The organism is Halanaerobium salsuginis (genome assembly GCF_900114545.1).
Classification (GTDB): Bacteria; Bacillota; Halanaerobiia; order Halanaerobiales; family Halanaerobiaceae; genus Halanaerobium; species Halanaerobium salsuginis.
The window spans coordinates 1-24,631 of sequence record NZ_FOTI01000041.1 but is presented as its reverse complement, the minus strand read 5'-3'; the positions used below and the strand labels follow the sequence as shown (position 1 = coordinate 24,631).

Below are 24,631 nucleotides of genomic sequence, written 5' to 3'. Positions count from 1 at the left end.
ATAAAATTTTAAGGAGGAAGAAAAATGGCAAAAGCAAAATTTGAAAGAACAAAACCCCATGTTAACATAGGAACCATAGGCCATGTTGACCATGGAAAAACAACACTGACAGCAGCAATAACAACAGTATTAGCAAATTATGGAGGGGCAGAAGTAAGGGCGTTTGATACAATAGATAATGCACCTGAAGAAAGAGAAAGAGGAATAACAATAGCAACCTCTCACGTAGAGTATGAAACAGAAACAAGACATTATGCTCACGTAGATTGCCCGGGACATGCTGACTATGTAAAAAATATGATCACAGGAGCAGCTCAAATGGATGGAGCAATTCTGGTAGTATCAGCAGCAGATGGTCCAATGCCTCAAACAAGAGAGCATATTCTTTTAGCAAGACAGGTAGGAGTACCATCAATCGTAGTCTTTTTAAATAAAGCAGATATGGTAGACGATGAAGAATTAATCGAACTGGTAGAGATGGAAGTAAGAGAATTATTAAGCGAATATGAATTTCCAGGAGACGATATTCCAGTAATAGTAGGATCAGCATTAAAAGCACTGGAAAATGGAGATCCTGAAGGAGAATGGGGAAGTAAGATTATCGAACTTATGGAAGCAGTAGATAGTTATATTCCAGAACCAGAAAGAGATACAGACAAACCATTCTTGATGCCAGTAGAAGATGTATTCTCAATTACAGGACGTGGAACAGTAGCAACAGGTCGTGTAGAAAGAGGAACATTACATCCATCAGATGAAGTAGAGCTAGTAGGAATAAAAGATACAACAACAACAGTAGTAACAGGAGTAGAAATGTTCCGTAAACTGTTAGACGAAGCAGTAGCAGGAGATAACATTGGAGCATTATTAAGAGGTGTAAAAAGAGAAGATATAGAAAGAGGCCAGGTATTATCAAAACCAGGCAGTATAACACCTCACACAAAGTTTAATGCAGAGGTATATGTATTAAGTAAAGATGAAGGTGGAAGACACACACCATTTTTTGATGGATACAGACCTCAGTTTTACTTCCGTACAACAGATGTAACAGGATCAATTCATTTACCAGAAGGAGTAGAAATGGTAATGCCAGGAGATAACATTGAAATGTCTGGCGAATTGATAACTCCGATTGCAATGGAAGAAGGATTACGTTTTGCAATTCGTGAAGGTGGACATACAGTTGGAGCTGGAGTTGTTACTGAAATTATTGAGTAATTAAAAAAAGCAGAGGAGTTTGTCTCCTCGCTTTTTCTATGCTCCGAAGCTCTCAATTGAGCTTAAATTGCTAAAGATTAAGGAGGTAAGCAAATGGCAAAACATGAAAAAATAAGGATTCGCCTAAAAGCTTTTGAACATGAGCTCCTCGATCAATCAGCAGAAAAGATTGTTGCAACTGCTGAAAGAACAGGTGCAGATGTATCTGGTCCAGTACCTCTTCCGACCGAAAAAGAGGTATTTACAGTATTACGCTCACCTCATGTTCATAAAGATTCTAGAGAACAATTTGAAATGAGAACTCATAAAAGACTGATCGATATTCTCGATCCAACATCGAAAACTGTAGACTCCCTGATGAGGCTTGACCTGCCAGCGGGAGTAAACATAGAAATTAAACTTTAATTGTCAGGAGGTGTTATTAGGCTATGGCTAAAGCTATTTTAGGAAAAAAACTGGGGATGACTCAGTATTTTAAAGATAATGGAGAGCTAGTGCCTGTGACTGTAGTTGAGGCCGGTCCCTGTGTTGTTACACAGATCAAGACTACAGAAAAAGATGGTTATGATGCAGTGCAGCTCGGGTTTGGTGAAATTAAAAAGCATCGATTAAACAAACCACAACTTGGTCAATTTGAACGACGTGATTTAGAACCTAAAAAACATTTAAAAGAGTTTAAAGGTTTAGATCTTGAACTAAGTGAAGGTAGTGAAGTTAAAGCAGATATTTTTGCTGCTGGAGAACTGGTAAATGTAACTGGTATTTCTAAAGGTAAAGGATTTGCTGGTAATATTAAGAGATGGAACCATAATTCTGGTCCCAATACTCATGGTTCTCACTTCCACAGGGCACCAGGTTCTATTGGTGCTGTAGATGCAAGGAGAGTTTTTAAAGGCTTTAAATTACCTGGTAGAATGGGTAGTGACAAAGTTACTGAAAAAAATCTGGAAATAGTTAAAGTTGATTTAGATCGTAATCTGCTTTTAATTGCTGGTCCAGTACCAGGAGCAAAAAAAGCAATACTTGAAATTAAATCAGCTAACAATTAAATAAAGTTGAGAAAGGAGGATTTTTGATGCCGCAAGTAGCAAAATATAATCAAAATGGAAAAGAATTAGATCAGGTAGAATTACTTGATTCTGTTTTTGCAGATAAAATAAACACACATGTAGTACATCAGGTTGTAAATGCTCAATTAGCTGCCCGTAGAAGTGGTAATTCTTCTGCTAAAACTAGAGGAGAAGTTCGTGGTGGAGGCCGTAAACCCTGGAGACAAAAAGGAACAGGACGTGCCCGCCATGGAAGTATTCGCTCCCCATTATGGGTAGGTGGAGGAATTACTTTTGGACCTTCTCCCCGTAGTTATGATAAAAAATTAACCAAAAAAATGCGAAGATTAGCTTTGAGATCTGTACTGACTGATAAAGTTCAACGTGGAGAATTAATGTTAATTGATAAAATAGAACTTGATCAGCCAAAAACTAAAGCAGTTGCTGAGATACTAGCTGACTTAAAATTAGCAGATAAAAAAGTTGTAATAGTTATGCCGGAAAAAGATGATAACCTTTATCTATCTGCCCGCAATATTCCTAATGTAAAAACACTGCTGGCCGGTTCTATTAATGCTTATGATCTTCTGAATAATGAAATGGTAATTTTCATTGAAGAAGCGGTTAAGATGGTTGAGGAGGTGCTGGGAGAATGAAAGATGCAAGAGATATTATCATAGCACCTATTATTTCTGAAAATACAATGGAACAAATGCAGGAAGCAAATACTTACACTTTTAAAGTAGCTAAAAAAGCAAATAAAGTTGAAATCAGAAAAGCAATTGAAGAAATTTTTTCTGTAAAAGTAATAAATGTTAATACAATTAATGTTAGAGGTAAAAAGAGAAGACTTGGTTTCCACATTGGTAAAAAACCAGACTGGAAGAAAGCCCTGGTTAAACTTGCTGATGGAGAAGAAATTGAGATTTACGAAGGCCTCTAAAAATAATTCGAAAAGGAGGGAATAGAGATGGCTATAAAAAGTTTTAAACCTACCACACCTTCCAGGCGTTATATGACTGTTTCAGCTTTTGCTGAAATTACAACTGATCAGCCTGAAAAGAGCCTGCTGGCTCCTATGAAGAGAAAAGGTGGTCGTAATGCGAACGGTAGGATTACAAGCCGTCATCAAGGTGGTGGCCATAAGCGCCGCTATCGTTTAATAGATTTTAAGCGGGATAAAGATGGAATTCCTGCTAAAGTAAAGACTATAGAATATGATCCAAATCGTTCTGCAAGAATTGCATTATTACAATACGTTGATGGAGAAAAGAGATATATTCTTGCTCCTGACAAAGTCCAGGTGGGTGATATCTTAGAAACTGGAGTTGAAGCTGATATTACAGCAGGTAATGCTCTACAATTAAAAGATATTCCTGTTGGTACAATTGTGCATAATGTTGAACTGCAGGCTGGGAAAGGTGGTCAAATTGCTCGCTCTGCTGGTGCAATGGCTCAAATTCTTGCTAAAGAAGGTAAGTTTGTTCATTTGAAAATGCCTTCTGGAGAAGTAAGATTAATTCACCAACAATGTAAAGCAACAATTGGTCAAGTTGGAAATATTGATCATGAAAATATAACAGTTGGTAAAGCTGGCCGCAGCCGCTGGAAAGGTAAGAGACCACATGTGCGTGGTGTAGTAATGAATCCTCATGACCATCCACACGGTGGTGGAGAAGGAAAATCACCTGCTGGTAGACATCCTGTAACACCGTGGGGTAAACCTACTATGGGTAAAAAGACACGTAAACCAAAGCGTTCTGATAAGTATATAGTTCGTTCGCGTCATGCTAAGAAACGCAAGTAGTAGAAAGGAGGGTTATTGATGGCTAGATCTATCAAAAAAGGACCTTTTGTCTCAGAAAAATTAATTGCCAGAATCAGAGAAATGAATGAGAGCGGAAAAAAACAGGTAGTTAAAACCTGGTCCAGAAGCTCAACCATTTTCCCTGAAATGGTTGGACATACAATTGCTGTTCATGATGGCCGGAAACATGTACCTGTATATATAACTGAAGATATGGTAGGACATAAATTAGGAGAGTTTGCTCCAACTAGAATCTTTAGAGGTCACAGCCGCCATACAGAACGTTCAACAGCACTTAAATAAGAAATATTGTTAGTAAGGGGGTTTTAAAATGGAAGCAAAAGCAGTTGCTAAGCATCTGCGTATTACTGCCCGCAAAGCAAGACTGGTTACAGACTTAATTAAGGGTAAGGACGTTAATACTGCAGTAGCAATTTTAAAAAGCACACCAAAAAAAGCTGCACGAATGGTAGAAAAAGTTTTGAATTCAGCAGTAGCTAATGCTGAAAATAATCATGATATGTTTGTTGAAGACCTAACAGTCAGCAGTGCATTTGTTGATGAAGGTCCAACTATGAAAAGATGGAAAGCAAGAGCTCAGGGTTCGGCTAGCCCAATTAATAAAAGAACTAGCCATATTACAATCGTTGTAAGCGATACAGAGGAGGGATAGAACTTGGGTCAAAAAGTAAATCCACATGGTCTCCGAGTTGGAGTTATTAAAGATTGGGATGCAAAATGGTATGCAGATAAAAATGAATATTCCAAACTTTTAAATGAAGATCAAGAGATTAGAAGTCATGTAAAGGAAAAGATGTTTGAGGCTGGAATCTCCCGAGTTGTAATTGAAAGAGCTGCTAATAGGTTGAAACTTGATGTCTATACTGCCAGACCTGGAATGGTAATTGGTCGTGGTGGCTCTGAAGTAGAAGCTTTAAGAAACGAAATCGAAGCTTTGACTGGCAAAACTGTACAAATTAATGTTGTTGAAGTAGAAGATCCAGAGCTTAATGCACAATTAGTTGCCGAAAATATTGCTGCTCAACTAGTAAGAAGAATTTCTTTCCGGAGAGCAATGAAACAAGCTTTAAATAGAGCAATGCGCATGGGAGCAGAAGGATTTAAAGTTCAAAGTAGCGGCCGTCTTGGTGGCGCCGAAATGGCCAGACGTGAAGGCTATAGTGAAGGTAGTGTTCCACTACATACACTGAGAGCTGACATTGATTACGGATTCGCTGAAGCTGATACAACTTATGGGTTAATTGGTGTAAAAGTTTGGATTAATAAAGGTGAAGTACTGCCTGAACTGAACGAAGAATAGATAGATTATGTAGGAAAGGAGGCTCTTTGATGTTAGTACCTAAAAGAGTTAAACATCGTAAGCAAATGAGAGGAAGAATGAAAGGTAAAGCTCAGCGGGGAACAAAAATCACTTTTGGTGAATACGGCCTACAGGCCCTGGAACCCGCCTGGATTACTAATAGACAAATTGAAGCTGCTCGTGTTGCCCTTACTAGAAGTATTAAACGTGGTGGTAAGGTCTGGATTAAAATTTTCCCGGATAAACCTGTAACAGCCAAACCTGCTGAAACTAGGATGGGTAGTGGTAAAGGTTCACCGGAAAAATGGGTAGCTGTTGTTAAACCGGGTAGAATTATGTTTGAGTTAGCTGGTGTTCCAGAAGAGGTCGCCAGAGAAGCAATGCGGCTTGCATCTCACAAACTACCTATTAAAACTAAATTTGTAGCAAGAGAGGGAATGGAAGGTGAGGCCGATGAAAGCTGATGAATTAAGAAACTTAACAGAAGCAGAGTTAGAACAAAAAGCCCGCGAATTTAAAGAAGAATTATTTAACCTTCGTTTCCAGCATGCAACTGCACAGCTGGATAATCCAATGCGAATTAAAGAGGTTAAAAGAATTATCGCCCGAATTAAAACTATTCTGCGGGAAAGAAAACTTGGTATAGAACGGGCATAATTCTTTTAAGGAAAGGAGGTTTATCATGGAAAGAAATAGTCGTAAAGAGCGTAAAGGTGTTGTAGTTAGTGACAAGCGTGATAAAACTATCACTGTTGCTGTTGAAAGAAAAACTCAGCATCCTAAATATAAAAGAGTTGTCAAAAAGACTAAAAAATACACAGTACATGATGAAGAAAACATTTGTAATCAGGGTGATATTGTTAAAATTATGGAGACCCGTCCTTTAAGCAAAACTAAGAGATGGCGTCTGGTTGAAGTTATCGAGAAAGCAAAATAAGTATTAGTTTAGAAAGGAGGGCCTGAAAATGATACAATCTGAAAGCCGTTTGAAGGTAGCGGATAATTCTGGTGCCCGTGAACTCTTATGTATCAAGGTACTTGGAGGCTCCAAAAAGAAATATGCTAAAATTGGAGATAAAATTATAGTTACTGTAAAAGAAGCTATTCCAGATGGAATGGTTAAAAAAGGTGAAGTTGCAAAAGCTGTTATAGTTAGAACTAAAAAATCTCTCAAACGCAAAGATGGGACTTATATTAGATTTGATGAAAATGCAGCTGTTATAATAGATGATAATAATAATCCTAAGGGTACACGTATTTTTGGTCCTGTGACCCGTGAACTGAGGGAAAAGAATTATATGAAAATTATCTCCCTTGCACCGGAGGTATTATAAAGGAGGGGATTGGATTGAGAATAAAAAAAGGTGACACTGTGGAAGTAATATCTGGTAAAGACAAAGGAAAACGCGGTGAGATTTTAAAAGTTATTCCAAAAAAAGATCGTGTTATTGTTGAAGGTGTAAATATTGTTCACCGTCATGTGAGTCCTACTCAAGATATGCCACAGGGTGGAATTATAGAAAATGAAGCAGCTATTCATGCTTCAAATGTTCAACTCGTCTGCCCCCGCTGTGATGAGAAGACAAGGGCTGGCGTTGAATATTTAGAAGACGGAAAAAAAGTAAGAAAATGCAAAAAATGTGATGAGGATATCGACAAATAAATAAAGTGGAAGGAGGTCCAGAAATGTCAGTATTAGCAAACGAATATAAAGAAGAAATTCTACCCCAATTAATGGAGAAGTTCTCCTATGATAATGTTATGCAGGTACCAAAAATTGAAAAACTTATTATAAATGTTGGGTTGGGAGATGCTAAGGACGATACTAAACTTCTGGATACTGTTGTTGAAGAAATTGCCAGAATAACTGGTCAGAGCCCTACTATTACCAGAGCTAAAAAATCTATTGCTAATTTTAAGATTAGAGAGGGAATGCCAGTTGGAGTTAAAGTTAGTTTACGCGGTGAGTTAATGTATGAATTCTTATATAAACTAATCAATATTACTATGCCTCGTATTCGTGACTTTAGAGGTGTTTCTCCAAAGTCATTTGATGGACGCGGCAATTATAGTCTAGGAATAAGTGAGCATACTGTTTTCCCTGAAATTAATATCGATAATGTTGATAATGTACATGGACTGGAGATTACAATTGTAACTTCAGCTGAGACCGATGAAGAAGCATTTGAATTATTATCAATAATGGGAATGCCTTTTAAGAAATAGAGACCTATATAAATTAAGGGGGGTTTAGTTTGGCACGTAAAGCGTTAGTTGAAAAGGCCAAGAAAGAGCCTAAATTTGGAACACGTAAAGTTAACCGTTGCAGTAGATGTGGAAGACCACGCGGTTACATGAGAAAATTTGATTTATGCAGAATTTGTTTCCGTGAATTAGCCCATAAAGGCGAAATTCCTGGAGTTAAAAAAGCAAGCTGGTAAAACTGGAAGGAGGTTTGTAAATGAATTTGACAGATCCAATAGCAGATATGCTGACCCGGATTCGCAATGCTAACAGTGTAGGTAAAGGTAGAGTGGATATTCCCGCTTCTCAGGTTAAAGCCAGCATTGGTGAGCTTTTAAAGGCAGAAGGTTTTATTTCTGATATGAAATTAGTTGAAAGAAAGCCCCAAAACATGATTCGGGTATATTTAAAATATGGTGAAAACGATGAAAAAGTTATTAGTGGTATTAAAAGAATAAGTAAACCCGGTTTAAGAGTTTATGTTGGCAAAGATGAAGTGCCAAAAGTTCTGGGTGGACTTGGTATTGCCGTAATCTCAACTTCTCAAGGAGTTATGAGTGATCGGGAAGCACGTAAAAAAGGTATTGGTGGAGAAGTTCTCTGCTATGTCTGGTAATATGAAGCAATAAATTTACGAAAGATCCCTGGGCTATTAGCAATGATTTAAATTATTAGCTCCTGGATCTTAGTACGAAATTTAATCTAATAGCTTCTCAGTTAAAATATACGGAGGTGAAAATCATGTCACGTATTGGTGATCTACCAATTGCAATCCCGGAAAAAGTTGAAGTAACAGTTAATGGACAGCAGGTAAAAGTAAAAGGACCTTTAGGTGAGTTAGAAAAAACTTTTAAACCTGGCATTAACATTAATGTCAGCGAGGGAGAAATTATTGTAAATAGAAATGGTGAAGATATTACTGCTCGCTCTATGCATGGCCTGGTAAGAAGTTTAATTGAAGGTATGGTAGAAGGAGTTAATAAAGGTTTTGAAAAAAAATTGGAGATGGTCGGTGTAGGTTATAATGCCCAGGTACAGGGTAAGAACCTTAAATTAGAAGTCGGTTATTCTCATCCAGTAATTATTGAGCCAGAAGGCGAAATTTCATTTGAAGTTGAAAAAAATACTAATATTACCGTTAAAGGTATTGATAAACAGCGTGTAGGAGATACAGCAGCTAAAATTCGTGAAGTAAGAAAACCAGAACCTTACAAAGGCAAAGGAATTAAATATGTGGGAGAACATATCAGACGTAAGGTTGGTAAAACTGGTTAATAGATAGAAAGGAGTGAATGTGATGGGTAAAAGAGAAGCAAGAAAAAAACGCCAGCAGAGAATTAGAAATAAAGTTGTGGGAACACCTGAACGCCCAAGGATGAACGTTACCCGCAGTTTAAAGCATATTTATGTGCAAATTATTGACGATCTTTCTGGAACTACCATTGCTTCTGCATCTACTCTTGATCCAGCTCTAAAAGATTCCATTGAAGTTGCCAGCAATAAAGAAGCTGCTAAATTAGTTGGTGAGCTTGCTGCTAGAAGAGCTTTAGAAAAAGGTGTAGATTCAGTAGTCTTTGACAGAAGTGGTTATAAATATCACGGTAGAGTAAAAGCTCTCGCCGATTCCGCCCGTGAAGAGGGGCTGAAGTTTTAATTAAGGAGGTAAATTAATGAGTAAAATTAATGCTGATAAACTCGACCTTGAAGAGCGCGTAGTTAATATTAATCGTGTAGCCAAGGTTGTAAAAGGTGGCCGTAGATTCAGCTTCAGTGCTCTAGTAGTTGTTGGAGATGGAGAAGGTCATGTTGGTGCAGGTATTGGTAAAGCAAATGAAGTGCCTGAAGCCATCAGAAAAGGTATAGATGCAGCTAAAAAAGAATTAATCAAAGTTCCAATTGTAGATACTACAATTCCCCATGAGAAAACTGGAGTTTTTGGGGCAGGAAGAGTTCTTCTAAAACCTGCTGCTCCTGGTACAGGAGTTATCGCTGGTGGACCTGTTCGTGCAGTAATCGAGCTGGCTGGAATTAGCGATATCTTAACAAAATCTCTGGGAACATCTAATCCGATTAATATGATTAATGCTACACTTACTGGCCTTAAAGAACTTAAAAGTGCAGAGGAAGTTGCCAAATTAAGAGGTAAATCTGTAGAAGAATTAATTGGATAATATCAAGGAGGTGTAAGGATGAAATTAAATAATCTAAAACCTGCTGCTGGATATAAAAAGAGTCATCGTAGAGTTGGTCGTGGAACTGGCTCTGGGCGTGGCTATACTTCCGGTAGAGGTGCAAATGGACAGAATGCTCGTTCTGGAGGAAAAGTACGTCCAACTTTTGAAGGTGGACAGACCCCTCTTTTTAGACGTCTTCCTAAAAGAGGATTTAATAATAAATTTAAAAAAGAATTTAATGAAGTTAATGTTTATCAATTAAATAAATTTACAGCCGATGAAACTGTAACCCCAGAATTATTGCTGGAAAAAGGTATTATTGTAAATCTAGCTAAACATGGTGTTAAAATTTTGGGTAAAGGTGAAGTCTCTGTTGCACTGAATGTCAAAGCACATGCATTTACTGCTTCTGCCAGAGAAAAGATAGAAGCTGCTGGCGGAAAGTCAGAGGTGATTTAAATTGTTTAAGGCTCTCAGTAATGTTTTTAAAGTAAAGGAATTGCGTAATAAAGTTTTGTTTATGCTTGCTATGATGGCTGTTTATCGCCTGGGAGCACATATTCCAGTTCCTGGGGTAAATGTTGGTTTGCTTCAGGAAAGGCTCTTCGGGGGTAATTTTGGCGGAGCTCTTGACTTTTTAGATTTATTTGCAGGTGGTGCTTTAAAGAACTTTACAATTTTTGCAATGAGTATCACCCCCTACATTACTGCTTCAATTATTTTGCAGTTATTAACTGTTGTTGTTCCCAAATTAGAAGAACTTTCTAAACAGGGTAATGAGGGCCGTAAAAAAATTGCTCAATATACACGTTATGGAACTATTGTGCTAGCTTTAATTCAGGCTGCCGGTATTACAATGTATATTCAACGTTTTGGTGCAGTACCAAATGCTACCGCTTTTGATATTGCCTTAATTGTGCTAAGTTTAACTGCTGGAACAGCATTTTTAATGTGGCTGGGAGAGCAAATTACAGATAAAGGAATTGGAAATGGAATTTCAATTATCATTTTCACTTCTATTATTTCCCGTTTTCCATCAGATATGTATAATAATTATGAACTTTTACAGGCTGGAACAATCTCTATTTTAAATGTCTTGATTTTTGTTGTTTTGGCTATTGTAATTATTGCTGGAATTATTTTTGTTCAGCAGGGAGAAAGAAGAATTCCAGTCCAATATTCTAAAAGAATTGTTGGCAGAAGAGTGTATGGTGGTAGAAGTACTCATATACCAATGAAAATTAATCAAGCTGGAGTAATTCCAGTTATCTTTGCTTCATCAGTGCTTTTATTTCCTGGTATTATTGCCCAGGTTCTACCTTATGATTGGGCAGCTGGTTTAGCCAGTGCAATTAGCCCTGGTTCAACTCTTTACCTGATTCTTTATGGATTAATGATTCTGTTCTTTACCTATTTTTATACTGCAATTACTTTTAATCCAGAAGAAGTAGCAGATAATATGAAAAAATATGGTGGATTTATTCCAGGGATTAGGCCTGGAAAACCAACTGTTAATTATCTGGATAGAGTATTGATGCGGGTTACTCTTGCAGGAGCAATTTTCTTAACTATAGTTGCAGTTTTACCATTTGTGATGAGACCACTAACCGGTGTATCGATTAGTTTTGGTGGTACATCTTTAATCATTATGACTGGTGTGGCCTTAAAAACTATGGAACAAATTGAATCCCATCTCCTGATGAGACACTATGAAGGTTTCATGAAATAAAAAGGAGGCAATATAATGGATATTATTCTATTGGGACTACCTGGAGTTGGCAAAGGAACACAGGCCAAGAAATTAGAGACAGCTTTAGAAATTCCTCATATAGCGACAGGTGATATTTTTAGAAAAGCCATTAAAAATGAAACTCCATTAGGAAAAAAGGCTAAATCATTTATAGATGCGGGGGAACTAGTTCCAGATGAAGTTACAATTGGTATAGTTGAAGAAAGGCTAGAAGAAGCTGATTGTAAATCTGGATTTATTCTTGATGGTTTCCCCAGAACCATTAAGCAAGCGGAAGCTTTGAGTGATATTTTAGCTGCTCAAGATAGAAAAATTGATCTGGCTATTTATCTACAGGCTGATGTTGATATTTTGACTGAAAGGTTATCTGGTCGTCGAGTTTGTGTTGACTGTGGAGCTACTTATCATGTAAAAAATGATCCCCCTCAAGTAGAAGGGGTTTGTGATAAATGTGGTGGTGAAGTTATTCAGCGCAGTGATGATCAACCAGAAACTGTTAAAAAAAGAATTGAAGTTAATAAAGCCAAAACAGCTAAACTTGCTAATTACTATCAAGAAAAAAATGTTTTATCTGAAGTTCAGAGTGTTGGTGGCATAGATAAAGTTCAACAAAAACTATTGAATTTAATCGAGGCGCATAAATAATGATTATCTTGAAATCGAAGCGTGAAATTGATATAATGCGTGAGGCAAACCAAATTGTTGCAGAAACTCATGCTTATTTAAAAGAAATTATTAAACCAGGAATTTCTACTGCAGAAGTAGATCGTCTGGCTGAAGAATTTATTCGTAATAAAGGTGCTGTTCCTTCTTTTAAAGGTTATCAAGGATTTCCAGCTTCAGTTTGTATTTCAATTAATGAAGAAGTTGTGCATGGCATCCCAACTGAACATCGCTATTTAGAGGAAGGCGATATTGTAAGTATTGATATTGGAACATTTTATGAAGGTTTTAATGGAGATGCTGCCAGAACACATGCAGTTGGTGAAGTTTCAGCTAGTGCCAGTAAATTACTTAAAGTAACTGAAGAATCTCTTCTTAAAGGAATAGAAAAAGCAATTATCGGCAATCGTTTATTTGATATCTCTCATGCTGTTCAGAAATATGTAGAGGCAAATGGACTTTCTGTAGTACGTGATTATGTAGGCCATGGAATTGGAAGGGATATGCACGAAGACCCTCAAATTCCTAATTTTGGACCAGCAGGTAAAGGTCCTAAATTAAAAGCAGGTATGACCCTGGCAATTGAGCCGATGGTTAACATTGGCAGTTATGAAGTTGAAACTCTGGAAGATGATTGGACTGTAATTACAAAAGATCATAGTTTATCGGCTCATTTTGAGCATACAATTGCAATTACAGAATCTGGAGTTGAAATTTTAAGTAAAGTGTAACTTTTATTGCAGCTTTAATTATATTTATGATATAATAATTTGCAGTGCATAAATTATTTATCGAGAGAAAGAGTGATTTAATTGGAGACTGCTTTTCAGGTTGGCGAAATTGTAATATCGACTGCCGGGAGAGATAAGGGTAATTATTACCTAGTTATAAATATTGAGTCAGACAGAAAAGTTAAAATTGTCGATGGTGTAAAAAGAAAGTTTAATAATCCTAAGTATAAAAATATCCGACATTTAGTTACTACAGACCAAATTTCAGATAAATTTTTGGGTTGGTTACAGAGTAAAAAAAGGATTAGAAGTGAAGATGTTCGCTTAGTGATTAAGGATTATTTAGAACAAGAGGAGGTAAAATAGTTTATGGCAAAAGAAGATCCCATTGAAGTCCAGGGGACAGTAGTTGAACCCCTGCCAAATGCAATGTTTAGAGTTGAACTTGAAAATGGACATAAAGTTCTGGCACATGTTTCAGGCAAGATGAGGATGAATTTTATACGAATTTTACCTGGTGATAAGGTAACAGTAGAACTTTCTCCCTATGACTTGAGTCGTGGCCGGATTACTTATCGACATAAAGCGAAATAAATTACCACAAGGGGTGAATGTTAATGAAAGTAAGACCATCTGTTAAGCCGATTTGTGATAAATGCAAAGTAATTAGACGCAATGGTAAAGTAATGGTTATTTGTGAAAATCCTAAGCACAAACAACGTCAAGGATAAAATTACGGAGGTGAAATCATGGCTAGAATTGAGGGTGTTGATCTGCCTAGAAATAAGAGGGTAGAAATTGGATTAACTTATATTTTTGGAATTGGTAAAACTTCTGCTCAGGAAATTTTGGCAAATACAGGTGTTGATCCTGATACAAGAATTAAAGATTTAACTGAAGCTGAAATCTCAAGTCTTAGAAGTGAAATTGATGCTAATTATATCGTTGAAGGTGAACTAAGAAGAGAAAGAAGAGCTGATATTAAGCGTTTAAAAGATATTGGCTGCTATCGAGGTCTTCGTCACCGGAGAGGATTACCTGTTAGAGGACAAAGAACTAAAACTAATGCTCGGACTAGAAAAGGTCCTAAGCGTACTGTTGGTGTTTCTAGAGTTAAATAGTTTAAGTAAGGAGGGAATATAATTAATGGCTAAATCCAAAAAAACTTCACGCAGAAGAAGAAAAGTAAAACGTAATATAGAAAAAGGTCAGGCACATATTAAATCAACATTTAATAATACAATTATTTCAATTACCGATACAGAAGGTAAAGTAATTGCCTGGTCAAGTGCGGGAAAAGTAGGTTATAAAGGTTCACGTAAGAGTACTCCTTTTGCTGCTCAATTAGCAGCTGAAAATGTTGCCGATGAAGCAAAAGACATGGGATTGAAAGAAATTGAAATCTTTGTTAAAGGACCGGGTTCTGGTAGAGAATCTGCAATTAGGACTCTCCAGGCAGCTGGTTTAAATGTAACTTTAATTAAAGATATTACTCCTATCCCACATAATGGTTGTCGTCCCCCAAAAAGAAGACGTATATAATTATTTAGAGAAAGTTGAGGTGTAAAAATGGCAAAATATACAGGTGCAGTTTGTAAATTATGCAGACGAGAAGGCGAAAAATTATATTTAAAAGGTTCCCGCTGCTATAGTAATAAATGTTCATTTGATCGCAGACCTTATGTTCCAGGAGAACATGGTCAAGGTAGACAAAAAGTTTCAGAATATGGTTCACAGTTAAGAGAAAAACAAAAAGTAAGAAGAATTTATGGTATTATGGAAAAACAATTCCATAATTATTTCCAGAAAGCAGAAACTCTCCCCGGAGTTACTGGTGAAAACTTCTTGCAATTATTAGAAAGAAGACTGGACAATGTAGTTTTCAGATTGGGATTTGCTAGCTCAAGAAGTGAAGCAAGACAGTTTGTTTTACATGGTCATATTCTAGTTAATGGTAGTAAAGTAGATATTCCTTCCTATCAAATAGAAGTAGATGATGTAATAAGTGTTAAAGATTCCAGCCGTAAAACTAATCGCTTTAAAGAAGTTTTTGAATATAACTCAGACTTAGCTACTCAAGAATGGTTAAGTACAGATCTTGAAAAAGCAGAAGGTTCAGTTGTAGCATTACCAGAGAGGGAAGATATCGATTATCCGGTAGAAGAACACCTGATTGTCGAGTATTATTCACGGTAAATGAATGCCCTCAGTCATAAAATTGTCAATTTAAGGAGGGTAAACTGATAAGATGATAGAAATTGAAAAACCACGTGTAGAAAGACTTGAAAGTACTGAGAAATATGGCCGATACGAGATTTCTCCTTTAGAAAGAGGATATGGAACTACTCTTGGTAATTCTCTACGTCGAATTTTACTCTCTTCTTTGCCTGGGGCTGCCCTTACCTCAGTTAAAGTAGAAGGAGTAAAACATGAATTTTCAGCTATTCCGGGAGTAGTTGAAGATATGACAGACTTGATTTTAAACTTAAAAGAAGTTGTTGTTAAATATTCAGGTGATGAACAAACAACAATTAGACTGGAAGCAGAAGGAGAAGGAGAAGTCACAGCTGGTGATTTTATTTCTTCAGGTGATGTCCAGGTGATTAACAAAGATCATCATTTAGCTACTTTAGCTGAAGGTGGTAGATTAATCTTAGAGGCAACTGTAAAAAAGGGCAGAGGCTATCATACTGCTGAAGAAAATAAGCAGGATTTTGATAGTGTAATTGGTTTAATTCCGATTGATTCTTCTTTTAGTCCTATCACTAGAGCTAACTTTAATATTGAAAACACCCGAGTTGGTCAGGTAACAGATTATGATAGGTTGGTACTGGAGGTTAATACTAATGGTAGCATTAATCCTGATGATGCAATTAGTTTAGCTGCAAAAATTATGGTTGAACATCTTGAATTATTTATTAATTTAACTGATGAAATAGAAGATGTGGAAATTATGGTTGAAGTTGAAGAAGAAGAAAAAGATAAAATACTTGATACAACAATTGAAGAATTGGAACTATCTGTTCGTTCTTCTAACTGTTTGAAACGAGCAGGAATTAATACAGTTGATGAGCTTGTTAGTAAAACAGAAGATGATCTAATGAAAGTTCGTAATCTCGGTAAAAAATCTTTGCAAGAAATCAAAGATAAATTAGATGAACTTGAATTAGAATTGAAAGATAACGAAATTTAAGGAGGGATTTAGATGGCTAAGCGTAAATTACAGAAAAGATCAGCTCACCGCCAGGCTATGCTGAGTAATCTGGCAACTTCACTTTTCCGTCAGGGTAGAATTCAAACTACTTTGCCAAAAGCTAAAGAGCTGCGTTCTTATGCAGAAAAATTAATTACTAAAGCTAAAACTAATGATTTAAGCTCAAGAAGAAGTGTAATGAAAAAAATTAAAGATAAAGAAATTGTGACTAAATTATTTGATGAAATTGCACCACAATATTCTGAAAGACCTGGTGGCTATACTAGAATTTTAAAAATGTATCCCCGTAAAGGTGATGCAGCTAAACAAGCTATAATTGAACTTGTAGAATAAATATATTCCTGATTGTAGGTGTTAATATGAGCCTGATAGAAATTGAAGAAGTAGCTTATCTTTATGAAAATGATGACAGTGAGAGACCGGCCCTGCAAAATATTAATCTGCAGATTGAAGCCGGTGATTTTGCTGTTATAATTGGTTCAAATGGTTCGGGCAAATCTACTCTAGCTAAATTACTTAATGTACTTTTGATGCCCAGCAGTGGTAAATTAACTGTTGCTGGTCTTGATAGTACTATTAAAGAAAATACCTGGTCAATAAGACAAAAAGTTGGCATGGTTTTTCAAAATCCTGATAATCAATTAGTTGCTTCTATTGTAGAAGATGATGTAGCATTTGGTCCAGAAAACTTAGGGATTCCTGGGGCAGAGATTAGAGAGCGAATTGATAAAGCGTTGACAATGGTTGGTATGTCAGGTTTTCAAAAATTTGCTCCTCATAAATTATCAGGGGGTCAGAAGCAAAGAATAGCAATTGCCGGTGTTATTGCAATGGAGCCAGATTGTATTGTGCTTGATGAGCCAACTGCAATGCTAGATCCTCAAGGTAGAAAAGAAGTTATGGAAACAATAGAGTATTTAAATAAAGAAAAAGGAATTACTATTGTCCATATTACTCATTTTATGGAAGAAGCTGTAAATGCTGATCAAGTTATTGTAATGAATCAAGGTAAGATACTTCGCCAGGGAAGCCCAAGAGATATCTTTCGACATGTTGAAGAGTTGAAAAAAATAAATTTGGATATTCCTGTTGTAGTTGAGGTAGCAGAGTATTTACGTCAGGAAAAAGTAGCAGTTCCTGATGTTTTAACAGTAGATGAGTTGGTGAAATCAATATGTTAATTGAGCTTGCTAATGTGAGTCATGTTTATCAAGATGAAAATAATGTTAAAGCATTGAAAAATATAAATTTGCAAATTGATAAAGGTGAATTTATTGGAATAGTTGGTCATACTGGTTCTGGCAAGTCAACTTTAGTTCAGCTTTTTAATGGTTTAATTATTCCAAGCTCAGGTGTAGTTAAAGTGAATGGCAAAAATATTACTAATGAAAAAAGTAATCTTAAGAAAACCAGGCGCCATGTAGGACTTGTTTTTCAATACCCTGAACATCAGCTTTTTGAAGAAACTGTTTATCAGGATATAGCTTTTGGACCTAAAAATTTAGGTTTGAATGAAACTGAAATTGAAAATAGAGTCAAAGAGGTTATGAAATTAGTTGAACTTGATTTTGAAAAATTTAAAGATCGTTCACCTTTTAACTTAAGTGGTGGTCAGCAGCGCAAAGTTGCAATTGCTGGTGTTTTAGCTTTACAGCCTGACGTATTGGTGCTTGATGAGCCAAGTGCTGGCCTTGATCCTCAGGGCAGAAAGCAGTTAATTAATCTTTTGAATTATCTTTATCAAGAATTGCAGATGACTATAATTTTGATTTCGCATAGAATGGAAGAGATTGCTGAGTTATCAAGCAGAGTTATTGTAATGCATCAGGGAGAAATTGTCATTGATGATAAACCAGAGTTGGTTTTTACTAAAGAAGAGAAACTGCATAGTTTATCACTTGATTTACCTCAGATAACAGAAATTTTGCAGCGTCTTAAAGAACAAGGATTAAATGTTAAAGTCGATATTTTTTCAGTTGAAAAGGCTGCACAAGAGATTGTAACAGCATTGAGGAGCAGATAAATATGCTAAAAGATATAACTATAGGTCAATATTTAGCTAGAGATTCTATTATTCATGCCCTTGATGCGCGGATAAAAATTATAATTACAACTCTTTTAATTATCGCTTTATTTACTATTGATTCATTTGTTGGTTTTGGCTTTTTTTTGGCCTTTATTTTTGTGATTATTTTTTTAGCCAAAATTTCAGTAGCAAAAGTACTGAGAGGTTTAAAACCAATTTTAATTTTAGTTCTTTTCACACTGTTAATTCATGTTTTCTTAACTAAAGGAGGCCAGGTACTCTGGTCCTGGAAGTTTATTAGTATTGAATCTGCTGGTGTATATACAGGTGTTTTTATGGTAAGTAGAATTTTAATTTTAATTTTATTTACTTCACTTTTAACGTTAACAACTTCTCCTTTACAATTAACTGATGGAATTGAATATATTTTATCTCCTTTAAAAAAAGTAGGAGTACCAGCAAGTGAGTTATCAATGATGATGACAATTGCACTGCGTTTTATTCCAACCTTATTAGAAGAGGCTGATAAAATAATGAAAGCTCAGCAGGCAAGAGGTGCAGATTTTGAATCAGGCAATTTAATTCAAAGAGCTAAAAGTTTAATTCCTCTCCTGGTACCACTATTTATTAGTGCATTTCGAAGGGCTGATGATCTTGCTCTGGCTATGGAGTCTCGCTGTTACCGGGGAGGAGAAGGTAGAACCAGGCTGCATGAATTAAAATATGAGTATTATGATTTTATTGCATTATTAATAGTAGTTATACTTGCAGTAACTGTATCATTCTTTTAGGTGATTTTAGATGGCTCAAAATTATAAAATTACACTTGAATATGATGGCAGTAACTACAGTGGCTGGCAGATACAGAAAAACACAGCTCAAACAATTCAGCAAAAATTGGAAGAAGCTCTCACTACACTTAATAAAAGTAGAGTTAGAGTTACTGGAGCAGGAAGAACAGATGCTGGGGTTCACGCGGCAGGTCAGACAGCTAATTTCTTTCTTGACGTAAATATTCCAGTAACAAAAATTCCAATTGCTTTAAATACAGTTCTACCGGGTGATATTATTTGTCGTGAGGCTAAACTGGTAGCTCAAGATTTTCATTCTCGTTATGACGCAAGGGGCAAAAAATATAGATATAGAATTTTAAACAGTAATTTTAATTCAGTTTTTGTCCGGAATTTTGTATATAGAGTTTCTCAAAAATTAGATCTTAAGCAGATGCAAAAAGCTGCCAATCTATTAGAAGGTCAGCATGATTTTGCTGCTTTTTGTGCAGCGGGATCTTCAGTAGAATCAACTGTTCGCACTATTTATTCTTTTGATGTTATTCAAACAGCAGAAGAAATTTGGTTTGATGTTATTGGAAATGGATTTTTGTATAATATGGTAAGAATTTTAGTTGGGACTTTATTAGAAATAGGAATAGGTAAAAAGACTATTTCTAATGTGAAGCAGGCCTTAATTGAGTGTGATCGTAAATTGGCAGGAGCTACAGCTCCGGCGCAAGGTTTGACTTTATTAGAAGTCCTTTATGATTAATTTAAGTTAATATTACTTGACAAAAGAAGAAGATTGTATTAAAATTACTATGAATTATTATGTCCAACAACAGCCCCGTTGAGGATAAATTCAAGTAATTGTAAAGAATTTTAATTAAGGAGGTATATTCATGTCAACTTATATGGCAAAAAATGAAGAAATTGAGCGCAACTGGTATGTAGTTGATGCAGCAGATAAAACTCTAGGTAGACTTGCTTCAAAAATTGCACAATATATTAGAGGGAAACATAAACCTACATTTACTCCTCATGTAGATACAGGGGATTATATAATTGTAGTTAATGCTGAAAAAATAAAATTGACAGGTAATAAATGGGATCAAAAAAATTATTATAGACATACAAATTATCCTGGTGGTATTAAAGAAGTTAGTTATAAAGAGCTTCTAGTAAAAAACCCAGAGTTTATTATTGAAAAAGCAGTTAAAGGAATGCTTCCCCATAATAAACTTGGTAATAAAATGATTAAGAAACTGAAAGTTTATAGTGGACCTAATCATCCCCATCAGGCCCAACAACCAGAAAACTTAGAACTTTAATTTGAGAGGAGGAATTTATTAAATGGCTTCTGAAGTACAATATAGAGGTACAGGTCGTAGAAAAACTTCTACAGCAAGAGTTAGACTATTGCCTGGTGATGGTAAATTTTTAGTCAATGATGTTGAAATTAATGATTATTTTAATCGTAAATCATTAATTAAAGATATTTTATCACCCCTGGAATTAACTAGTACAGATAATACTTTTGATGTTTATGTAAATGTAAACGGTGGTGGACTTTCAGGTCAAGCTGGAGCAGTTCGTCACGGTATTGCTAGAGCTCTGCTTGAAGTAGATAAAGATTACCGAGGACCACTTAAAAAAGCAGGCTACTTAACTAGAGATTCAAGAATGGTAGAAAGAAAAAAATATGGCCGCAAAAAGGCAAGAAAAAGTCCTCAGTTTTCCAAAAGATAAATATTATTTTTATTTTATTACAAGCAGAGATTATTCTCTGCTTTTTTTTATTATTTATTTTATAAATTTAATAACTTTATTTTGTTTTTAATTGTTTTATTGTATAATGTAGTTAATTAAGAGTTAAAACTTTTATTATTTATTTGATTTAGCGCTAATTTGGAGGTGAGCTTAATGAGCATCAACTGTGCAGCTTTGTTTCCTCATCCACCGCTTGCCATACCTGAAATTGGTAGAAGTGAGTTAAAAAAAGCGCAGCTAACAGTTACTGGTATGCAACAAACGGCAGCTGAGATAACTAGATTAAGTCAAGATTTTGATTTGCTTGTTTTTATTACCCCACATGGACCAGTTTTTCGCTCACACGCTTCTGTAATTATTAAAGAAAATTTAATCGGGAGTTTTGCAAAGTTTTCTTATCCTGAAATTGTATTTAAAGCAAAATCAGCAACTGATTTTGCCAAGAAGCTAGTAATAGAAGCAAAACATGCTAACCTTGCACTGCAGGCACTAGATAAAGCCAGTTTGGTTGATTATGAAATTGAAGAGGAACTTGATCATGGGATTTTAGTACCCTTATATTATTTAGAACAAGCTGGTCTAAATAAGCCGCTTATTCCACTTATCATTGGTTTACTACCTAACCAGGAATTGTATATGATTGGTCAGAAAATTGCTCAAGTCGCTAATGAATTTGGTTATAAAATTGCGGTAGTTGCTAGTGGAGATCTTTCTCATCGTCTCAAAAAGGGAGCTCCAGCTGGTTATAATAAAAAAGCACATTTATTTGATGAGCAAGTAATAAAATTATTGAATGAAAACAAATTGAAAGAATTAACTAAACTTGATCCTGATCTGATAAATAAAGCAGGAGAATGTGGCCTGCGTCCTTTAATTATTTTAGCTGGTGTCCTGGACAATCTATGTATCGAAGCAAAGGTTAATTCTTATCAGGCTCCTTTTGGCGTTGGCTATGGAACTGCATTTATTGAAATAAATAATTAAAGCTGATTAGATTAGTTGCCGTTTTGTTAAACTATTTTAAATTAAAGAAGGGATTGATAAGTTATGAAAAATAACAAAATAACTAAACTTGCCAGACAGGCCATTGTTAAATATATCAGTCAGGGAGAACAGCTTAAAGTTAATCTAGCTGAACTGCCAGAGATTTTACATAAGTCAGCTGGAGTTTTTGTCACTATTAAGAAAGCAAATAAACTAAGGGGATGTATGGGTACTTTTAAACCAGTCCAGGAAAATGCGGCTGAGGAAATTGTTAGTAATGCAATAACTGCAGCAGAGAATGATCCTCGCTTTCCAGCTCTAGAAAAAGAAGAGTTATCAGAAATAACTGTTTCAGTTGATCTGCTGTCAGCTGCAGAATTAGTAACTGAACAAGCAGAACTAGACCCTGGTAAATATGGAGTTTTAGTTAAAGGAGGACACCAGAGTGGTTTGTTACTACCAGACTTATCTGGAATAAATTCTGTTGAAGAGCAGCTTAAAGTTGCTAAAAGAAAAGCTGGCTTAACAGAAGAAGCAGTAGTTGAAATCTATCGTTTTACAGTTCAAAGATTTAGTGAAGATGAGTGAATATCATTCTGCTCAATATTATAAAAATTTAAAGAAAGGGCAGGTGCTTTGTCAGCTCTGCCCACAATCTTGCAGATTATCAGAAGGTAGCACTGGTTTATGCCAGGTTAGAAAAAATATTCAGGGAGAATTATATTCTCTTAACTACGGTCAAATAACATCATTGGCAGTCGATCCTATTGAAAAAAAACCACTCTATCATTTTTATCCTGGTTCAGAGGTTCTTTCTCTAGGTAGTTGGGGCTGTAACTTAAGCTGTGTTTATTGCCAGAACTGGCAAATTAGTCAGCAGCAATCAAATTTTAATTATTATAGTCCTCAATCTATAATAAAATTTGCTCAGCAGCGTCAGCTTAAGTTTATTGCTTATACTTATTCAGAACCAATAGTTTTTTATGAATATATGTTAGAAACAGCAAAGTTGGCCCAACAGAATGGAATAAAAAATATCTTGATTAGCAATGGCTTAATTAATCAAGAGCCATTAAAGGAATTAGTTCCCTATTTAGCAGCTGCAAATATTGATCTTAAATCTTTTCGAGCCAGCACTTATCAGAAGTATTTTAAAGGTGATCTAGTAACTATCAAAGATACAATTGCTTATCTGGCTGAAAAAGTAGAGCTTGAGATTTCAGCTCTTTTAGTTAGTGATTTAAATACAGATATGCTTGAAGTAACTAAAATGGTTAACTGGCTTTCTAAAATAGATGAAGAAATACCTCTACATTTAAACCGCTATTTTCCCGCTTATCAACTGAAAAATCCAGCGACCAAAATTGAGTTTCTTAGAAAAGCCTATCAAGTGGCTAAAGAAAGGCTAAAAAATGTATATTTAGGTAATGCAATTGTTGCTGGTACAGCAGATACTTATTGTTCTTTCTGTAGTAAAAAATTGATTTCTCGGCATAGTTATCAGATTGAGTCCCTATTACAGGATAACTGTTGTCCTGACTGTGCCAAAATTATATATGGTAGATTTAAAGCCAATAATTAACCGAAAATTATCAAATAATTTAGAATTATATTTCTTTATTTTAGGGCTTGACACATTTATTTGCTGCTGCTATACTTTAATTAAGCTCATATAATAATATAAGCGAATAAGGAGGGCTTAATAATGAAAAATAAAAATGTTCAATGTGAAGTTTGTGGAAGCAAAAATTGGTCAGGTGCGCTTTATTGCGAAAAATGTAGTGGAGATCTTTATCACAATCATAGTGAAGACAAGCTCACAGCCAAGATTAATAATATAAATAAAATCTTTAAACTGTGGGAATAGTTTTATTTCTTTGAATTTTCTAGGTCGGCCTTTGGCCGACCTTTTTTTTGTGATAATAATATTTAACTGAATTTAATTAGCATAAAATCAAATCCATAAATAAAAACTATGTATAAAGTTAAATAAATACTATAAAAAATAGTAGGAGCTAAAAGGTTGTTGTTATTAATTAGGTAGAGATAATTGCTGATTAAAACAACTAAAAATATGATTAACATAAAAGCTGGGTTAAATTCTAGAAATATTATACTGCCGAAAAGAGCTGTTAAAATAGCTGCTAATAACTTAGGTAGATAAAGATTAAAAATACTAAAAATAATCTTATTAAATAAAAATTGTTCAACACAAGCAGTAAAAAAACTAGCAAAAAGAATAGCACAAATCAGAGGTATTTCACTAAATAATCGGGCTAACAGACGATCACTTAATTTGACTGGGAAAAATCCTGTCGGGTGTAGGCCAATAAAATTGATGTTAATTAATATAATACCAAGACTTAAAAATATTAAAGCAATAAATAAAATTTTAAGATTTATTTCATCTTTCTTAAAATAGAAACCTAGATCTTTAAAGTTAAAATCATAGAGCAGATTAAAATAACTATAAATAATACCCAGAAAAATAATATGTCCCAGTACATTAAAAGCAAAACTAAAAATATCATTAATATAAAGCAGGTTAGCGAAATCATTTTCTTTTAAAAAATAGGGTTGTATAATTAATGTTGTGAAGAAAAAACTGTAAATCTAAAAATATCTAAATAAAAAAGGCATTTGCCTGGCTCCGTTGAATTAAATAGTTACAACACCAAAAATTCAATAAAGGAGTCAAGCAAATGCATAATAATCTTATCACAGATTTAATGGATTTACCAGACCTAGTTGCAACAGATTTAATTAAAACGGAGGAATATTTAGTTTTTGTAGCTGACTATAAAATAGATCATGTTAAATGTCCTGTCTGCGGCAAAAAAGCAGAAAAGATTCATGATAGAAAAACTCAAATGATTCAGGATACTTCTCTTCGAGATAAAAAAACAG

At 35.2% G+C, this 24,631-nt stretch carries 44 protein-coding genes; 43 read left to right on the top strand and 1 reads right to left on the bottom strand.

The window, feature by feature from the left end; translation table 11 throughout:
* Positions 1 to 24: 24 nt before the first annotated feature.
* The 42 genes from tuf (at position 25) to BMZ74_RS14550 (ending at position 23,591) form a co-directional block, all read left to right on the top strand.
* Complete coding sequence (tuf, locus tag BMZ74_RS11545; RefSeq protein ID WP_089862383.1) at positions 25 to 1,218, top strand: elongation factor Tu; 1,194 nt, start codon at positions 25 to 27, stop codon at positions 1,216 to 1,218.
* A gap of 93 nt (positions 1,219 to 1,311) precedes the next feature.
* Positions 1,312 to 1,623, top strand: coding sequence for a 30S ribosomal protein S10 (gene rpsJ / locus BMZ74_RS11540; protein ID WP_005486996.1), 312 nt, complete (start codon positions 1,312 to 1,314; stop codon positions 1,621 to 1,623).
* 23 nt (positions 1,624 to 1,646) lie between these two features.
* A complete protein-coding gene (gene rplC / locus BMZ74_RS11535) occupies positions 1,647 to 2,267 on the top strand; it encodes a 50S ribosomal protein L3 (protein WP_089862382.1) in 621 nt (206 codons plus the stop codon).
* Between the two features lie 26 nt (positions 2,268 to 2,293).
* Positions 2,294 to 2,923, top strand: a complete 630-nt coding sequence (rplD, locus tag BMZ74_RS11530; RefSeq protein WP_089862381.1) for a 50S ribosomal protein L4 — start codon at positions 2,294 to 2,296, stop codon at positions 2,921 to 2,923.
* On the top strand, positions 2,920 to 3,210 hold the full coding sequence (gene rplW, locus BMZ74_RS11525) for a 50S ribosomal protein L23 (protein ID WP_089862380.1): 291 nt from the start codon (positions 2,920 to 2,922) through the stop codon (positions 3,208 to 3,210). Before rplD ends, rplW begins: the two co-directional genes overlap by 4 nt.
* A 27-nt stretch (positions 3,211 to 3,237) precedes the next feature.
* Positions 3,238 to 4,074, top strand: a complete 837-nt coding sequence (gene rplB, locus BMZ74_RS11520; RefSeq protein ID WP_089862379.1) for a 50S ribosomal protein L2 — start codon at positions 3,238 to 3,240, stop codon at positions 4,072 to 4,074.
* Positions 4,075 to 4,092: 18 nt separating this feature from the next.
* On the top strand, positions 4,093 to 4,377 hold the full coding sequence (rpsS, locus tag BMZ74_RS11515; RefSeq protein ID WP_089862378.1) for a 30S ribosomal protein S19: 285 nt from the start codon (positions 4,093 to 4,095) through the stop codon (positions 4,375 to 4,377).
* Positions 4,378 to 4,405: 28 nt separating this feature from the next.
* Positions 4,406 to 4,747 (top strand): 50S ribosomal protein L22, encoded by a 342-nt coding sequence (gene rplV / locus BMZ74_RS11510; protein WP_089862377.1) that lies wholly within the window; start codon positions 4,406 to 4,408, stop codon positions 4,745 to 4,747.
* A 3-nt stretch (positions 4,748 to 4,750) separates the two neighbouring features.
* The gene (gene rpsC / locus BMZ74_RS11505; RefSeq protein ID WP_089862376.1) at positions 4,751 to 5,395 is read left to right on the top strand and encodes a 30S ribosomal protein S3; all 645 of its coding nucleotides are present in this window, start codon (positions 4,751 to 4,753) and stop codon (positions 5,393 to 5,395) included.
* Between the two features lie 29 nt (positions 5,396 to 5,424).
* A complete protein-coding gene (rplP, locus tag BMZ74_RS11500) occupies positions 5,425 to 5,859 on the top strand; it encodes a 50S ribosomal protein L16 (protein ID WP_089862375.1) in 435 nt (144 codons plus the stop codon).
* Entirely contained in the window at positions 5,849 to 6,052 is a 204-nt protein-coding gene (rpmC, locus tag BMZ74_RS11495) for a 50S ribosomal protein L29 (protein ID WP_089862374.1), read from the top strand. Before rplP ends, rpmC begins: the two co-directional genes overlap by 11 nt.
* 25 nt (positions 6,053 to 6,077) lie before the next feature.
* Positions 6,078 to 6,332, top strand: a complete 255-nt coding sequence (gene rpsQ / locus BMZ74_RS11490) for a 30S ribosomal protein S17 (protein WP_089862373.1) — start codon at positions 6,078 to 6,080, stop codon at positions 6,330 to 6,332.
* 28 nt (positions 6,333 to 6,360) lie between these two features.
* Positions 6,361 to 6,729, top strand: a complete 369-nt coding sequence (gene rplN, locus BMZ74_RS11485; protein ID WP_089862372.1) for a 50S ribosomal protein L14 — start codon at positions 6,361 to 6,363, stop codon at positions 6,727 to 6,729.
* A gap of 14 nt (positions 6,730 to 6,743) precedes the next feature.
* Positions 6,744 to 7,058, top strand: coding sequence for a 50S ribosomal protein L24 (rplX, locus tag BMZ74_RS11480; protein WP_089862371.1), 315 nt, complete (start codon positions 6,744 to 6,746; stop codon positions 7,056 to 7,058).
* Positions 7,059 to 7,081: 23 nt separating this feature from the next.
* The gene (gene rplE, locus BMZ74_RS11475) at positions 7,082 to 7,621 is read left to right on the top strand and encodes a 50S ribosomal protein L5 (RefSeq protein ID WP_089862370.1); all 540 of its coding nucleotides are present in this window, start codon (positions 7,082 to 7,084) and stop codon (positions 7,619 to 7,621) included.
* Positions 7,622 to 7,650: 29 nt separating this feature from the next.
* Positions 7,651 to 7,836 carry a type Z 30S ribosomal protein S14 gene (locus tag BMZ74_RS11470; protein WP_089862369.1) on the top strand — a complete coding sequence of 62 codons (186 nt, stop codon included), beginning with the start codon at positions 7,651 to 7,653 and terminating at the stop codon, positions 7,834 to 7,836.
* Positions 7,837 to 7,856: 20 nt separating this feature from the next.
* A complete protein-coding gene (gene rpsH, locus BMZ74_RS11465; protein ID WP_089862368.1) occupies positions 7,857 to 8,255 on the top strand; it encodes a 30S ribosomal protein S8 in 399 nt (132 codons plus the stop codon).
* Positions 8,256 to 8,380: 125 nt separating this feature from the next.
* The gene (gene rplF / locus BMZ74_RS11460; protein WP_089862367.1) at positions 8,381 to 8,914 is read left to right on the top strand and encodes a 50S ribosomal protein L6; all 534 of its coding nucleotides are present in this window, start codon (positions 8,381 to 8,383) and stop codon (positions 8,912 to 8,914) included.
* A 22-nt stretch (positions 8,915 to 8,936) separates the two neighbouring features.
* Positions 8,937 to 9,293, top strand: a complete 357-nt coding sequence (gene rplR / locus BMZ74_RS11455; protein WP_089862366.1) for a 50S ribosomal protein L18 — start codon at positions 8,937 to 8,939, stop codon at positions 9,291 to 9,293.
* A gap of 16 nt (positions 9,294 to 9,309) precedes the next feature.
* On the top strand, positions 9,310 to 9,810 hold the full coding sequence (rpsE, locus tag BMZ74_RS11450; protein WP_089862365.1) for a 30S ribosomal protein S5: 501 nt from the start codon (positions 9,310 to 9,312) through the stop codon (positions 9,808 to 9,810).
* 18 nt (positions 9,811 to 9,828) lie between these two features.
* Complete coding sequence (rplO, locus tag BMZ74_RS11445; protein ID WP_089862364.1) at positions 9,829 to 10,272, top strand: 50S ribosomal protein L15; 444 nt, start codon at positions 9,829 to 9,831, stop codon at positions 10,270 to 10,272.
* A gap of 1 nt (position 10,273) precedes the next feature.
* Entirely contained in the window at positions 10,274 to 11,542 is a 1,269-nt protein-coding gene (gene secY, locus BMZ74_RS11440) for a preprotein translocase subunit SecY (RefSeq protein WP_089862363.1), read from the top strand.
* A 15-nt stretch (positions 11,543 to 11,557) separates the two neighbouring features.
* Positions 11,558 to 12,208: an adenylate kinase gene (locus tag BMZ74_RS11435; RefSeq protein WP_089862362.1), complete on the top strand. Its 651-nt coding sequence runs from the start codon at positions 11,558 to 11,560 to the stop codon at positions 12,206 to 12,208.
* The gene (gene map, locus BMZ74_RS11430) at positions 12,208 to 12,957 is read left to right on the top strand and encodes a type I methionyl aminopeptidase (protein ID WP_089862361.1); all 750 of its coding nucleotides are present in this window, start codon (positions 12,208 to 12,210) and stop codon (positions 12,955 to 12,957) included. Before BMZ74_RS11435 ends, map begins: the two co-directional genes overlap by 1 nt.
* Positions 12,958 to 13,038: 81 nt before the next feature.
* The gene (locus tag BMZ74_RS11425; protein WP_089862360.1) at positions 13,039 to 13,323 is read left to right on the top strand and encodes a KOW domain-containing RNA-binding protein; all 285 of its coding nucleotides are present in this window, start codon (positions 13,039 to 13,041) and stop codon (positions 13,321 to 13,323) included.
* A 3-nt stretch (positions 13,324 to 13,326) separates the two neighbouring features.
* Positions 13,327 to 13,551 (top strand): translation initiation factor IF-1, encoded by a 225-nt coding sequence (infA, locus tag BMZ74_RS11420; protein ID WP_005487029.1) that lies wholly within the window; start codon positions 13,327 to 13,329, stop codon positions 13,549 to 13,551.
* Positions 13,552 to 13,574: 23 nt separating this feature from the next.
* Positions 13,575 to 13,688: a 50S ribosomal protein L36 gene (rpmJ, locus tag BMZ74_RS11415; protein WP_005487032.1), complete on the top strand. Its 114-nt coding sequence runs from the start codon at positions 13,575 to 13,577 to the stop codon at positions 13,686 to 13,688.
* Between the two features lie 18 nt (positions 13,689 to 13,706).
* A complete protein-coding gene (gene rpsM, locus BMZ74_RS11410; protein ID WP_089862359.1) occupies positions 13,707 to 14,078 on the top strand; it encodes a 30S ribosomal protein S13 in 372 nt (123 codons plus the stop codon).
* Between the two features lie 25 nt (positions 14,079 to 14,103).
* Positions 14,104 to 14,499, top strand: coding sequence for a 30S ribosomal protein S11 (gene rpsK / locus BMZ74_RS11405; RefSeq protein WP_089862358.1), 396 nt, complete (start codon positions 14,104 to 14,106; stop codon positions 14,497 to 14,499).
* A 27-nt stretch (positions 14,500 to 14,526) separates the two neighbouring features.
* Positions 14,527 to 15,153 (top strand): 30S ribosomal protein S4, encoded by a 627-nt coding sequence (rpsD, locus tag BMZ74_RS11400; protein ID WP_089862357.1) that lies wholly within the window; start codon positions 14,527 to 14,529, stop codon positions 15,151 to 15,153.
* Positions 15,154 to 15,205: 52 nt separating this feature from the next.
* Entirely contained in the window at positions 15,206 to 16,150 is a 945-nt protein-coding gene (locus BMZ74_RS11395; protein ID WP_089862356.1) for a DNA-directed RNA polymerase subunit alpha, read from the top strand.
* A gap of 12 nt (positions 16,151 to 16,162) precedes the next feature.
* Positions 16,163 to 16,504, top strand: a complete 342-nt coding sequence (gene rplQ / locus BMZ74_RS11390) for a 50S ribosomal protein L17 (protein ID WP_089862355.1) — start codon at positions 16,163 to 16,165, stop codon at positions 16,502 to 16,504.
* 26 nt (positions 16,505 to 16,530) lie between these two features.
* A complete protein-coding gene (locus BMZ74_RS11385; protein ID WP_089862354.1) occupies positions 16,531 to 17,352 on the top strand; it encodes an energy-coupling factor transporter ATPase in 822 nt (273 codons plus the stop codon).
* Complete coding sequence (locus BMZ74_RS11380) at positions 17,346 to 18,194, top strand: energy-coupling factor transporter ATPase (RefSeq protein WP_089862353.1); 849 nt, start codon at positions 17,346 to 17,348, stop codon at positions 18,192 to 18,194. Before BMZ74_RS11385 ends, BMZ74_RS11380 begins: the two co-directional genes overlap by 7 nt.
* A 2-nt stretch (positions 18,195 to 18,196) precedes the next feature.
* Positions 18,197 to 18,988, top strand: coding sequence for an energy-coupling factor transporter transmembrane component T family protein (locus tag BMZ74_RS11375; RefSeq protein WP_089862352.1), 792 nt, complete (start codon positions 18,197 to 18,199; stop codon positions 18,986 to 18,988).
* A 10-nt stretch (positions 18,989 to 18,998) separates the two neighbouring features.
* A complete protein-coding gene (gene truA, locus BMZ74_RS11370) occupies positions 18,999 to 19,742 on the top strand; it encodes a tRNA pseudouridine(38-40) synthase TruA (RefSeq protein WP_089862351.1) in 744 nt (247 codons plus the stop codon).
* A gap of 130 nt (positions 19,743 to 19,872) precedes the next feature.
* Positions 19,873 to 20,301, top strand: a complete 429-nt coding sequence (gene rplM / locus BMZ74_RS11365) for a 50S ribosomal protein L13 (protein ID WP_089862350.1) — start codon at positions 19,873 to 19,875, stop codon at positions 20,299 to 20,301.
* 22 nt (positions 20,302 to 20,323) lie between these two features.
* Positions 20,324 to 20,719, top strand: coding sequence for a 30S ribosomal protein S9 (gene rpsI / locus BMZ74_RS11360; protein WP_089862349.1), 396 nt, complete (start codon positions 20,324 to 20,326; stop codon positions 20,717 to 20,719).
* Positions 20,720 to 20,893: 174 nt separating this feature from the next.
* Positions 20,894 to 21,724: an AmmeMemoRadiSam system protein B gene (gene amrB, locus BMZ74_RS11355; protein ID WP_089862348.1), complete on the top strand. Its 831-nt coding sequence runs from the start codon at positions 20,894 to 20,896 to the stop codon at positions 21,722 to 21,724.
* A 63-nt stretch (positions 21,725 to 21,787) separates the two neighbouring features.
* Complete coding sequence (amrA, locus tag BMZ74_RS11350) at positions 21,788 to 22,312, top strand: AmmeMemoRadiSam system protein A (RefSeq protein WP_089862347.1); 525 nt, start codon at positions 21,788 to 21,790, stop codon at positions 22,310 to 22,312.
* Complete coding sequence (gene amrS / locus BMZ74_RS11345; protein WP_089862346.1) at positions 22,305 to 23,306, top strand: AmmeMemoRadiSam system radical SAM enzyme; 1,002 nt, start codon at positions 22,305 to 22,307, stop codon at positions 23,304 to 23,306. The genes amrA and amrS overlap by 8 nt, the downstream gene beginning before the upstream one ends.
* 123 nt (positions 23,307 to 23,429) lie before the next feature.
* Complete coding sequence (locus BMZ74_RS14550; RefSeq protein WP_177181437.1) at positions 23,430 to 23,591, top strand: hypothetical protein; 162 nt, start codon at positions 23,430 to 23,432, stop codon at positions 23,589 to 23,591.
* A 62-nt stretch (positions 23,592 to 23,653) separates the two neighbouring features.
* Here the strand turns inward: BMZ74_RS14550 and BMZ74_RS14820 are convergent, their stop codons facing one another.
* Positions 23,654 to 23,965: a hypothetical protein gene (locus BMZ74_RS14820; protein ID WP_342742445.1), complete on the bottom strand. Its 312-nt coding sequence runs from the start codon at positions 23,963 to 23,965 to the stop codon at positions 23,654 to 23,656.
* A gap of 461 nt (positions 23,966 to 24,426) precedes the next feature.
* Between BMZ74_RS14820 and BMZ74_RS11335 the strand changes: the two genes are divergently transcribed.
* Positions 24,427 to 24,631 (top strand): transposase family protein (locus tag BMZ74_RS11335; RefSeq protein ID WP_089861759.1); only part of this gene is annotated, 205 nt, incomplete at its 3' end.